This window comes from Streptomyces sp. NRRL S-495, assembly GCF_000966955.1.
GTDB lineage: Bacteria > Actinomycetota > Actinomycetes > Streptomycetales > Streptomycetaceae > Kitasatospora > Kitasatospora purpeofusca.
Genome location: NZ_JZWY01000583.1, coordinates 1 through 10,283 on the forward strand (window position 1 = coordinate 1; position 10,283 = coordinate 10,283).

Annotated in this window: 14 protein-coding genes; 4 read left to right on the forward strand and 10 right to left on the reverse strand. The window is 71.0% G+C overall.

Features of this window, described 5'->3' with window-relative positions:
- The first annotated feature begins 79 nt into the window (after positions 1-79).
- Together VR45_RS27825 and VR45_RS27830 are read left to right on the forward strand one after the other, a co-directional pair.
- Positions 80-709 carry an RNA polymerase sigma factor gene (locus VR45_RS27825; RefSeq protein WP_045942601.1) on the forward strand — a complete coding sequence of 210 codons (630 nt, stop codon included), beginning with the start codon at positions 80-82 and terminating at the stop codon, positions 707-709.
- A complete protein-coding gene (locus VR45_RS27830) occupies positions 706-1,791 on the forward strand; it encodes a CU044_5270 family protein (RefSeq protein WP_045942602.1) in 1,086 nt (361 codons plus the stop codon). Before VR45_RS27825 ends, VR45_RS27830 begins: the two co-directional genes overlap by 4 nt.
- Before the next feature lie 71 nt (positions 1,792-1,862).
- Here the strand turns inward: VR45_RS27830 and VR45_RS27835 are convergent, their stop codons facing one another.
- The 10 genes from VR45_RS27835 to VR45_RS44525 all read right to left on the reverse strand — a co-directional run bounded on the left by VR45_RS27835 (position 1,863) and on the right by VR45_RS44525 (position 9,261).
- Positions 1,863-2,747: a hypothetical protein gene (locus VR45_RS27835; RefSeq protein WP_052709425.1), complete on the reverse strand. Its 885-nt coding sequence runs from the start codon at positions 2,745-2,747 to the stop codon at positions 1,863-1,865.
- Positions 2,748-2,806: 59 nt separating this feature from the next.
- Positions 2,807-3,289, reverse strand: a complete 483-nt coding sequence (locus tag VR45_RS27840) for a hypothetical protein (protein WP_045942603.1) — start codon at positions 3,287-3,289, stop codon at positions 2,807-2,809.
- Positions 3,290-3,398: 109 nt separating this feature from the next.
- A complete protein-coding gene (locus VR45_RS27845; protein ID WP_045942604.1) occupies positions 3,399-4,247 on the reverse strand; it encodes a helix-turn-helix transcriptional regulator in 849 nt (282 codons plus the stop codon).
- A 20-nt stretch (positions 4,248-4,267) separates the two neighbouring features.
- Positions 4,268-4,798 carry a DUF6879 family protein gene (locus VR45_RS27850; protein ID WP_045942605.1) on the reverse strand — a complete coding sequence of 177 codons (531 nt, stop codon included), beginning with the start codon at positions 4,796-4,798 and terminating at the stop codon, positions 4,268-4,270.
- The gene (locus VR45_RS27855; RefSeq protein ID WP_045942606.1) at positions 4,773-5,033 is read right to left on the reverse strand and encodes a hypothetical protein; all 261 of its coding nucleotides are present in this window, start codon (positions 5,031-5,033) and stop codon (positions 4,773-4,775) included. Before VR45_RS27855 ends, VR45_RS27850 begins: the two co-directional genes overlap by 26 nt.
- Before the next feature lie 33 nt (positions 5,034-5,066).
- On the reverse strand, positions 5,067-5,882 hold the full coding sequence (locus tag VR45_RS47265) for a hypothetical protein (protein ID WP_045942607.1): 816 nt from the start codon (positions 5,880-5,882) through the stop codon (positions 5,067-5,069).
- A 34-nt stretch (positions 5,883-5,916) separates the two neighbouring features.
- Positions 5,917-7,179, reverse strand: a complete 1,263-nt coding sequence (locus VR45_RS27865) for an IS110 family transposase (RefSeq protein ID WP_045942608.1) — start codon at positions 7,177-7,179, stop codon at positions 5,917-5,919.
- A gap of 423 nt (positions 7,180-7,602) precedes the next feature.
- The gene (locus tag VR45_RS49055; RefSeq protein ID WP_234326230.1) at positions 7,603-7,962 is read right to left on the reverse strand and encodes an SDR family NAD(P)-dependent oxidoreductase; all 360 of its coding nucleotides are present in this window, start codon (positions 7,960-7,962) and stop codon (positions 7,603-7,605) included.
- 103 nt (positions 7,963-8,065) lie between these two features.
- On the reverse strand, positions 8,066-8,533 hold the full coding sequence (locus VR45_RS27875) for an SgcJ/EcaC family oxidoreductase (protein ID WP_045942610.1): 468 nt from the start codon (positions 8,531-8,533) through the stop codon (positions 8,066-8,068).
- Positions 8,530-9,261, reverse strand: coding sequence for an SgcJ/EcaC family oxidoreductase (locus tag VR45_RS44525; protein WP_078896894.1), 732 nt, complete (start codon positions 9,259-9,261; stop codon positions 8,530-8,532). Before VR45_RS44525 ends, VR45_RS27875 begins: the two co-directional genes overlap by 4 nt.
- Positions 9,262-9,368: 107 nt before the next feature.
- Here VR45_RS44525 and VR45_RS27885 point away from each other — a divergent pair, with 107 nt between their 5' ends.
- The gene (locus tag VR45_RS27885; RefSeq protein WP_045942611.1) at positions 9,369-9,815 is read left to right on the forward strand and encodes a MarR family transcriptional regulator; all 447 of its coding nucleotides are present in this window, start codon (positions 9,369-9,371) and stop codon (positions 9,813-9,815) included.
- Positions 9,816-9,947: 132 nt separating this feature from the next.
- Complete coding sequence (locus VR45_RS27890) at positions 9,948-10,163, forward strand: DUF397 domain-containing protein (protein WP_107084288.1); 216 nt, start codon at positions 9,948-9,950, stop codon at positions 10,161-10,163.
- The last annotated feature ends 120 nt before the right edge of the window (positions 10,164-10,283 follow it).

Sequence of the window (10,283 nt, forward strand, 5' to 3'; positions counted from 1 at the left end):
GGCCCGCGTCCTCGGACGCGGGCCCGCCGTGTTGTGCTGTCCGTGGGAACCCAGGACGGTGCTGCGGACAGGTGGAGGTGTGGAGCTGTCACAGCGGGGACGGATACGGAACGGGGACCAATGGGCGTTCGGGGAGCTGTTCGATCAAGCGGCAGACGACCTGTACCGGTACGCGGTGCGGGTTTCGGGGGACTGGGCGGTCGCGGAGGACATCGTCCAACTGACCTTCCTGGAGGCGTGGCGGCTGCGCCACAAACTGCGCGAGAGCGACGAGCCGGTCCGCCCCTGGCTGTTCGGGGTCGCCGCCAACGTGCTGCGGAACACGACCCGGGCGGCCCGGCGGCACCGGGCCGCGATGGAGCGGCTGCCACCCAGGGACGTGGTGCCGGACTTCGCCGACGAACTCGTCGGGCGGCTTGACGACAGCGCCCAGCTGGCCGCCGCGCGGCGGGCCCTGGAGCGGCTGCGGAAGGCGGAGCGGGAGGTGTTCGGCCTCTGCGTCTGGGCCGGGCTCGACTACGCGAGTGCCGCCGAGGCGCTCGGGGTGCCGATCGGAACGGTGCGTTCGCGGCTCTCGCGGGCCCGCACCAAGCTCCGGGCGCTCGCCGAGGAAGAACTGAGGAAAGGGCGGGAACTCCGCCCCGAGCCCGGACAGGTACGGGTTGGCCGCACCGATGCGGCCCGGTCGACACGGGAGACGAACCGATGAACGAGCACGAGCGTGCCGAGCTGGCCCGGCTGCTGCCGCCGCCGGCGCGGCCCGAACTCTCCTCCGACCGCCACCGGCTGTTGAGGGGACATCTGATGAGTGAGATCCGGGACACGAAGCCCGCGCGGGTCCGGCGGGGCAAGCTCGGCTGGGTGGCGATTCCGGCCCTGGCGGGCGGTCTGGCCCTGGCGATGGTCCTGCCGGGCGGCAGTGACGGCGCGGCCTCCAAGGCCCCGCTGGCCCAGCAGCAGAGCGGGCAGCAGGTCCAGGGCGGGCAGCCGGCCGAGAGCGGCAGCACCACGCTGAACGTCGCCCCGGTCGCCGCCGTCCAGTTGCTGACCCAGGCCGCCGACACCGCGGCCGGCAAGCCCGACCCGAAGCCCGGCAAGAACCAGTTCGTCTACGTGGACAGCCTGGTGTCCTTCGCGGCCAGCAACCTGGCCACCGGCGAGACGAAGGTCGACGCGCCGCACCGCCGCCAGATCTGGCTCTCGGTGGACGGCAGCCAGTGGGGCGTCCTGAAGGAGGAGGGCAAGTTCGGCAAGGGCGAGGCCGCTGCCAAGGAGGGGGACAAGCGCCCCGCGCCGCGTTCCGACGGCGGGCTGTGGCTCGACCCGACCAAGAAGCCGAGCATCGGCGCGCCCACCTACGACTACCTGGCCGGTCTGCCGACCGACCCGGACGCGCTGCTGAAGAAGATCTACGCCGAGACCGCGGGCCAGGGCCGCACCCCTGACCAGGAGGCGTTCGTGACCATCGGGGACCTGCTGCGCGAGCAGATCGCCCCGCCGGCCGTCAGCGCCGCCCTCTACCGCGCCGCCGCCAAGATCCCCGGCGTCACCGCGGTCGAGGACTCGGTGGACGCCTCGGGCCGCCACGGTGTCGCCGTGGCGCACGTGGACAGCGGTGTCCGCACCGAGTGGATCTTCGACCCGAAGAGCCACGAGTTCCTCGGTGAGCGCGAGGTCGTCGTCGCCGACAGCGAGTTCGGCAAGCCGGGCACGGTCGTCGGTCACACGGCGGTGCTGGGCCGCTCGATCACCGACAAGCCGGGCGACGAGCCGAAGCAGACCAACGCCTGATCACATCACGATGAAAGCCGTGGGGCCCGGTGGAAGCGGGCCCCACGGCTCTTCGATTGTCACCCGGTTCTTCAGGGTCGGGTAGTGCCGACCGGTAGCAGATCCGCCACCCATCGGTCGGCCGCTGCCGACAGGACAGTCCACTCGCCGTCCCGGATCGCGCTCAACCGCCATCGGGCGGCGATCACGGCGGCCAGCGCCGCGACCTTCGAGGGCTCGGCGACGGCGTAGTGCGGAACGGTCATCGCCCACCGCCGGGCCCGTTCGACGGTGTGACCGGCGGCGATCAGCCGGGGGATCAGCGAGGCGGTGTCGACCCAGGCCCCGGCGGGAGCGGGCCACGACCAGTCGACAATGCGGACCCGCGCGCCGGAAACCAGGATGTTCGGCCCGGTCATGTCGGTGTGCGCGAGGGTGTCACCCGCGACCGCCTCCGACACGCTGCCCTCCAGGGCGACGAGCACGGCCAGGTGCTCGGCCTGCCACGGCGTCAGACCGTCGGTGTCCGCGATCTCCGACCACAGTGCCGAGCCCCTCCATCTCTGCGCGAGACCGAGTGTCCGGACCGCCGGCGCCGGGGTGAGCCGGTCGGCGAGCCCGGCCAGCGTTCCCGCGATCAGCGGCAGGTCGGACGAGCCGGGCGACAGGTCGGCGTGACGTCCGGGCACGTACTCGAAGGCCGTGACCAGCCAGCCGTCGGCGTCCTGCTGCCACAGCAGGTCCGCGCCGATTCCCCGAACCGCCGCCGCGGCCCGGGCCTCCTTGCGGGCCATCCAGAGCTTCGGGCTGTCGAGTCGCACGGCCTTCACGAACACCCGGTCGGAAATGGTGTCCACGACGGCGGCGAACTCGGCGGTCCCTCCCGCGTCCGGCGTCGTCACCCCGGTGACGACGCCGGACTTCTCGGCGATCAGGTGGCGGACCCCAGGCGGCAGATCGGTCCAGCGGTGGCGCATGTTGCTCCTTCGGGGCGGGGAGGAGGCCGGGCGGCCGCAGCGCCGCCCGGCCCGGCCGGTCAGTTGGAGTTGTGGCAGCCCTGGTGGCACTGCGCGCAACCGCCGCTTCCACTGGTGTCGGAGCCGTCACCCCCGCTGCCCTCGGAACAGTCGGCCGACACGGCCCAGAGTTCCGGGTCGACCTGGTAGCCGGCTGCCCTGAGCGCGGCTGCGGTAGTGACGATGCCCGTACCGTTCGCCGAGGCGCCGTTGTCCGGACGGTGATGGAGGAACCTGTTGGCGACCCGGTCGCAGAAGGCGGCGTACTCACGGGTGTGCAGCAGGAAGGCGTGCCAGCCGTGGTCGACCACGCGGGAGGGCGAAAGCGCGGCGTCCGGGCTGACGGCGCAGGTGCCGAGGAACGCGAGCGCCTGGTCCACGACCCGCTCCGCGAGCCGCGCTTCCATGCTCTGATCGTGGGCGACCCGATGCACCAGGCGCTCGAACAGGGCGTCGTCGACCAGGGTTCGTCCGGTGATTCGTTCCGTGTGCACGAGGCTCATACCGAGCTCCTTCGATGGGTTCGACCCGGCCGGCACATCGGGTGCGCGGTGGGCGGCCGATTCGACGTTAGGGAGTGATCGGCTGAATACTCAACGTGATTGCGGGTACTCAGTCGAGGGCGTCGATCGCCGCGGCGATCAGGGCGCGGGCGGGGGGTCCATAGGCGGCCGTCCGGGTCAACTCTGCGAATGCCCGGTGGTAGTCCGCGAGTTCACGTGGCTGTACGACGCTGATCTCGGCCGTCAGTGTCTCGATCGAGGCTTCACCGTCGTCGAAGAGGTAGAAGGCCTCCAGCGGCCACATGCGACGCGGCGCCGAGAAGGGGATGATGCCCAGGGCGACCGACGGGAGCGGCATCACCGAGAGCAGATGGCGGAGTTGCTCGGCCATCGTCCGCGCATCACCGATCCGGTACCGCAGGACGGCCTCCTCGGCCAGGACCACGAAGCGGTGATTGCCCTCGTACAGGAGGCGGCCGCGCTTCAAGCGGGCCGCCACCGCATCGGCGACATCGTCCGGGGTGCCCTGGAAATCCGTGATGCCGCGCATGAGCGCGGTCGCATAGGCCTCGGTCTGGAGGAAGCCGGGGACGACATTGGAGACGTATGCCCGGCAGACGGCGGTACTCGTGTGCTGCGCCAGGGAGTCCTCCTGGACCCGGCGCATGCCGTGACTGTGCTGCTTGCGCCACTCCACGTACATCAGTTCCACGGCGCGGGATGCCGCGATCAGATCGTCTGCTCGGTCGTCCGCCTCGCACGCTCCGCACCAACGTCTGATGTCGCTCTCGGAAGGTGTGGATTTTCCGCCCAGGATGCGGGAGGTCTTCGACGGGTGCCACCGGCAGCGTGCGGAGAGCTCCTTGCCGTCGATCCGGGCGTCGAGCATCAACTCGCGCAGCCGCGCCGCGACGGCGGTCCGAGCCGTGCGGACACTGGACGACGGGGAAACGGGCACGGTATCGGTCGCTCGGACGGTCAGACGGTGTAGTGGTGGTGCGGGGTCGCGCGTTCCCACACCGCTTCGAAGGCGTCGGTGCAGAGCTTCACCACGGATGCGTCCTCGGTGTACGAGGTGCGCTCGTCCGCCCAGTCACCGTCGCCGGTGAAGTGGTTGAAGCGGGCACAGCGGTCGTCGAAGACCCAGAAGTCGTTGCCGGGCAGCGCCAGGTCGGACGCTTCGCGGCGGGGGAGCCAGCGAACGTCCTCCCCGATCGCGATGTTGACCGGGGTCATGGCGTGCAGGTAGCGGGTGTAGAGGGTGACCGGCTCGGAGACGATCCGGGCGCGCCGGACGACGACGCCCCGTGCCGTCGCCTCGCGCAGCATCGCCGCCCAGTCCTGCCAGTACTCCGAGGCCGGGTCCAGGTCCGACTCGCCCGTCTCCCGGAAGCGCTCGACGGCCTGTGCCTCGTCCGGAACGGCGTAGGCGTCGCGCAGCTCCAGATGGACTGCGGAGTGCTGTGCGGAGCGCAGGAGTTGGTCAAAGGCCGGTGCGTTCAGCCACATCGCACGCCTCCCTCAGGATCGGAATCATTCGGGCCGGGATCCTGATCACGGTCTCGCCGGCGGGGATCCCGGCTGTGTGCCCGGGGGCCCACGAGGTTCCGCCGATCGCGGCCGCCAGCTCCTCGCCGGCGTTCCAGCCCTGGATCACGATCTCCGCGTTCGCATGGTCCACCCACGCAGTGGGCGAGCCCTCCTTGCCGGTCTCAGGGTCGATGCCGATGAAGTCCAGCTCCATCGTGTCCTCCTGTATCAGGCCGAGTGCCCATTGTTACGTTCGCACCCTGGCCGAGGGCAAATGGCCCGTCAAGGGGGCGCCTTGGCCCGGATCTGCTCCTCGGTGGAGGGCGGCGCGGGCGAGGGCGGCGCCAACGGCGGCGGTGACCGGGGCGCTCGGGGCGACCTCGGCACATGAGCGGCAGGGCCCGGGGCGGGGGACCGGGTCGTGGCAGTGGGGGCACTCGGAGTACGTGGCGGGCGCGGCCCCGGCGCGCGGGGGCGGGAGTTTGCGCCGGAGCCGGTCGCGGAGGAGTGCGACGGGCGAGTGCAGATGGGTGGGCAGGCCGGGCAGCAGGGCGTGGGCCAGGTCGGTAGCCGTACTGCCGTGTTCGAGCCACCGGCAGACGAGCGGTGCTAGCGCCTGCGCCTCGGCGAGCCCGAGGCGCAGGCGCGGTTCGGGTCGGAGGGCGCGGAAGAGTGCGGCCACGGCTTCGCGGGTCTGCTCGTCGACCTCGGGGAGGGTGGGTACTTCTTCCGGGTTCTTTGCAGAAGGGGCGTCAGGACGGCCGGTGCCCCGTTCACCGGCGACCGGACGGGCGACACCCGGTGGCACGAGCTGAGGGCGGTCGAAGACGTGAGCCTCGGAGCGGATCGTCCCGTCGGGGCGCCGGACGCGGACGACCCGGTAGTACCCGGCGTCGGTGAGTTCCTTGAGCGCCCGCCGGACGGTGCCGCGCCCCTGGGGGCTGGTGTCGGCCATGTGTCGGCCGTCCTCGCGCCAGCCGTCGGGGCGCGAGAGGAGGTCGGCGAGGAGTCCGCGGGCGGTGTAGCTGAGCCGCCGGTCCTGCAACAGGCCGTTGGGAAGCACGGTGAATGAGCGCGCGTGGGCGCTCTCTTGAAAATTACCCGGGGTTGGTGGCGGTGGGTGTGGGCTTGGCTTGGAGGTCGACGTCGTAGCCGAGGGCGGCGAGTTGGGCGACGAGGCGGCGGGTCTGGCGGGCCTTTCCGAGGCGTTCGGTGAAGTGTTCGGGGCCGAGGTCCCGGTAGGGGGTGTCGGTGCTGAGCATGTGCCAGGCCGCGATGAGCACGGAGTGTCCGATGGCCACCATGGTCCGGTTCCTGCCGAGACGGCCGATCAGCCGCCGGTACCGGCCGGCCAGGTAGGTGCCCTTGGTGCGGGAGGCCGACAGGGCGACGATGCCCAGTGCCCCCTTGAGCCAGACGTCGCCGGGGCGGGTGGTGCCGCGTCGGCGCCTGCCCGCGGATTCGTGGTTGCCCGGGCACATGCCGGCCCAGGAGGCGAGGTGTCCGGCGGTGGGGAAGCGGCTCATGTCGGTGCCGATCTCGGCGAGGATGACCTGCGCGGCTGCGAGCCCCACACCGGGGATGGTGACCAGGAGTTCGACCTGGCGGCGGAAGGGCTCCAGTTGCCGGTCGATCTCCCGGCCGAGGCTCTCGATCCGCTCCTGTGCGTGGTCCAGCGCGGTGAGCATCGTGTCGACGACGAAGGCGTGGTGTTCGGTGAAGTGGCCGGCCAGTGCGCGGTTCAGTACGGGGATCTTGCCGCGCATCGCTCCCAGTGCGAGGTCGGAGAGGACCTCGGGGTCGCGTTCACCGGCCACGAGTGCGTCGAGCATGCGCCGCGCGGAGATCCCGGTGATGTCGGAGACGACCGTGGACAGTTTGATCCCGGCGTCCTCCAGGAACGTGTTCAGCCGGTTGACGTCGCGGGCACGGTCGCGGACGGTCTCGGTGCGATACCGGGTCAGGTCCCGTAACTGGCGGATCTCACGCGGTGGCACGAAACTCGGGCGGACCAGGCCGTGCTCGACCAGTCTGCAGATCCACTGCGAGTCCTTGACGTCGGTCTTGCGGCCCGGGACGGCTTTCATGTGCTGGGCGTTGAGCAGCCACGGCTCGATGCCGTCGGTGGCTTCCAGCAGGTAGTACAGCGGTTTCCAGTACGCGCCGGTGGCCTCCATGCCGACGACCGTGATCCTGTTGTCCACCAGCCAGTCCCGCAAGGCCAGCAGGTCGTCGGTCATTGCGGAGAAGGTCCTCACCTCGCGGTGGGGACGGACACCCTTGCCGGGTACGCGAATGGCGACCTTGCAGTCGGTCTTGCTGACATCGACACCCGCACACCGCTCGTGCAGAACATCCATGTCCCGGGCCCCTCTCTCCCGATCCGTGCGGACACGGGAGACCGCCTGGCGGGGCCACAGGCTGCAAAGAAGCTCTCTTGCGTGCTCAGGGCAACAATTCCGGGCGCCTGCATGAGCCCCTGCGTCCGACTACGATGCGGGCTCCAATCGCACCAAGCGCACACGACGTCAGCCGGACGGCCACCCAGACGGATTTTCCCGCCATCAGGGCGGTACGGGAAGACCGGGGTGACTACGATGAATCTGCATCTGGAGTTGCTGCTCCTGGTGCCGGACCCCGGGGTGTTAGCGCACCGCCGGGGTCTTCTATGTTCTGTTGATAATGCGGAACGTAGCATATCCGACACGGAGCGTGTGAAGTGTCCGGAGTTGCGAAGGGTGGGGCCGAGGGCTCACCCTTGGCCCCACCCTTGGGTATCGGGGTCATGTGGCGGCCCCGATCAGGCCCGCACTCGCACCAGACGACCTTGCCGGGCTCCTCGGTGCGGGCGGAGTGCCCCCACTTGAGGGCGAGGGCCTCGACGAGGAGCAGGCCGCGGCCGCACCCGTCGGTCGCGGCCGGCTGCCGGGGGACGGGCGGGTGGTCGCTCGCGTCGTGGACCTCGATGCGGAGACGGGCGTCGTCGACGTCGAAGAGACCCGGATCAGCCGCCCGGGCATGCCGAGCTCGTCGGTCAGCGCACGCAGTCGGTACTCCCGGCGGGCCACGGCGATCACGTGGAAGCCCTCCGCCGCCAGCCGGCGGGCGAAGGTGCGACCGATGCCCGTGCTCGCCCCGGTCACCAGCGCCGTGTGCGGCGGTGGAGGGTCGGTCGCCCCCGGTGAACTCGCTTCGGCCGTCGTGGTGGTGCTCCTTCCGTGAGGTGGGGTCGGCCGGGCCGGCCGGTCAGTGCGCGGCCGGCCGGGTGGCGGGCTGGAAGCGGAACGAGATGGCCTCCAGGAGGCGCTTGCGCCGGGTCTTCTGGACGGCGGCGATCCGCCAGTCGCCGCCCGGCTCCCGGACGACCGTGTAGGTGGCGAGCTTGCCGAGGCGCTTCGGGCGGCCCTTGTGGACGTCGCCGCGAGTGAGGACGACGGCGGTGTCCGGGCCGAGGAGGCGGAGGTCGGTGATCTCCAGGCTCAACTCGGTGCCCTTGAGGAAGCCGTCGAACAGGGCCTGGTGGGCGCGGCCGATCTCGGGCCCGCCCCGGTAGACGGTGCCGGTGTAGGTGACGTCGGTGGCGTCCGCGGTGAACTGCTCGCCGTAGGCGGCGCCGTCGCCGCGGCCCCAGGCTGTGCGGCTTCGCTCGAGCAGGGCGCGGATCGCCGCGGCGTCGGCCTCGTGGGCGGGGTTGACGGGGGTGTGCGTGCTCACTTCTCGGCCTCCGGCCTGGTCGACGGGTCCCACAGGAACGAGATGCGCTCCATGACGGACTGGCGCTGGGTGTTGTGGAAGGCGGCGATGCGCCAGCTGCGGTCGTTCTGGCGGACCAGCGTGTACGACTGCGTCTTCGACAGCTCGGCGGCCTTCTTGGGCTTGTCGGTGCAGGTGTCGCCGCGGCTGGTGACCACCGCGGTGTCGGGGCCGTAGAAGCGGATGCCGAGGAAGGAGTCGGCCAGCCTGGTGTCCTTCAGGAACCCGCCGAACAGGGCCCGGTGGGCTTCGGTGATGTCGCGGCGCCCCTGGTAGTGGGTGCCGACGTAGGTCGTGTAGGTGGCGTCGGCGGTGAAGTGCTCGCCGTACGCGGTGGCGTCGCCGGCCCCCCAGGCCTCGGCCAGCGAGTGCAGCGTGTCGCAGACCGCCCGCTGGTCCTCGGCCGCGGCCGATCCGGCGGGGGTGGGGGTGACGGCCGGGGCGACCGCGGCGCAGTCGCTCTGGCCGAGGTTGCGCACCTCGGAGGTGGCGTCGAGCCACAGGTAGCCGGAGCCGGCGGCCACGGTCAGCGCCAGCGCGGTCGCGCCGAGGAGGCGCTTGACGGTGCGGCGGCGGGTTCGGCTACCGGTGTGGCGCCTGGGTGCCGGGTCGGCTGCGGGCGGCGCCGCGGGGACAGTGGGCTCGACAGGCCCGGTGGGCCCGGTCGGAGCGTTGGCGGTAGCAGGCATGGCGGTCCCCTCCCCGTGGTAACTTCCTCTAAGAAGTTACTGTGTTGAAGATTTCTCTTCTCTGAGGAAGAGATTATGGAGAGGGGGAGCCCGTGTCAACGCCTGCCATGCGATCCGACGCGAGCGAGGTCTACCGCCGGTACCTGAGCGCGGTGATGCTCCACGGCCACGCGAGCGCCAGGGCGTGCGAACTCGGCGCCACCGACCTGTACGCGCTGAACATCCTTGAGCTGGCCGGGGCGATGACCCCCGGCGAGCTGAGCGCGCGCACCGGCCTGACGACCGGTCCGACCACCCGCCTGATCGACCGGCTGGAGCAGGCCGGCTACGTGCGCCGCGCACCCGACCCCGGCGACCGGCGCAAGGTCATCGTCGAGCCGCTCGGCGGGCCCGCCGATCTCGACCGCGTCATGGACCCCGCGCGGCGGCGGATCGGCGAGATCCTCGGGGGCTACTCGCCCGAGCAGCTCGAAACCCTCTTCGACTACTTCGCCCGCGCTGCCGAGGCCTACCGGGAGTCGGCCGAGCAGCTGCGCACCGGCGACGAGGACTGACGCCGACGGGCCCTCACCCATGGGTGCGGGCCCACCGCTTCATGCCTTTCGGTCGAGTGCGTTGAGTGCCTCCGAGAGCCTCGGCCTACTGGCCCGGGTCGGAGGAGAGTTGTAGCGCGGTATCAAGCGGAGGTGCTGAAGGTGTCTGTTCCCGATCTCAGTCGCGAGAACTGGAGGAAGAGCACGTTCAGTGCGGAGACCGGGGACTGCGTCGAGGTCGCTGACGGGGTTCCCGGGGTTCTGCCCGTGCGTGATTCGAAGGATCCGTCGGGGCCTTCGTTGGTTTTCTCCGCTGATGCCCGGGTGGCGTTCGTCGCCGGGGTGCGGGCGGGGGAGTTCGAGGTCTGAGACGAATCGGACACAGCGGGCCCGCGTCCTCGGACGTGGGCCCGCTTCTTCTTCTCCGTTTCCTCAGCGGCCCGCCGCGCGCTGGAGGGCGCTGGCGAGGAGGGCGAGGTCGGTGGGGCC

What these genes read in the sequence shown, in the direction of transcription:
- VR45_RS27830 (WP_045942602.1), top strand. Translation starts at nt 706, where the DNA reads ATGAACGAGCACGAGCGTGCCGAGCTGGCCCGGCTGCTGCCGCCGCCG.
- VR45_RS27885 (WP_045942611.1), top strand. Translation starts at nt 9,369, where the DNA reads ATGCGATCCGACGCGAGCGAGGTCTACCGCCGGTACCTGAGCGCGGTG.
- VR45_RS27855 (WP_045942606.1), bottom strand. Translation starts at nt 5,033, where the DNA reads ATGGAGCTGGACTTCATCGGCATCGACCCTGAGACCGGCAAGGAGGGC.
- VR45_RS44525 (WP_078896894.1), bottom strand. Translation starts at nt 9,261, where the DNA reads ATGCCTGCTACCGCCAACGCTCCGACCGGGCCCACCGGGCCTGTCGAG.
- VR45_RS27850 (WP_045942605.1), bottom strand. Translation starts at nt 4,798, where the DNA reads ATGTGGCTGAACGCACCGGCCTTTGACCAACTCCTGCGCTCCGCACAG.
- VR45_RS27840 (WP_045942603.1), bottom strand. Translation starts at nt 3,289, where the DNA reads ATGAGCCTCGTGCACACGGAACGAATCACCGGACGAACCCTGGTCGAC.
- VR45_RS27865 (WP_045942608.1), bottom strand. Translation starts at nt 7,179, where the DNA reads ATGGATGTTCTGCACGAGCGGTGTGCGGGTGTCGATGTCAGCAAGACC.
- VR45_RS27835 (WP_052709425.1), bottom strand. Translation starts at nt 2,747, where the DNA reads ATGCGCCACCGCTGGACCGATCTGCCGCCTGGGGTCCGCCACCTGATC.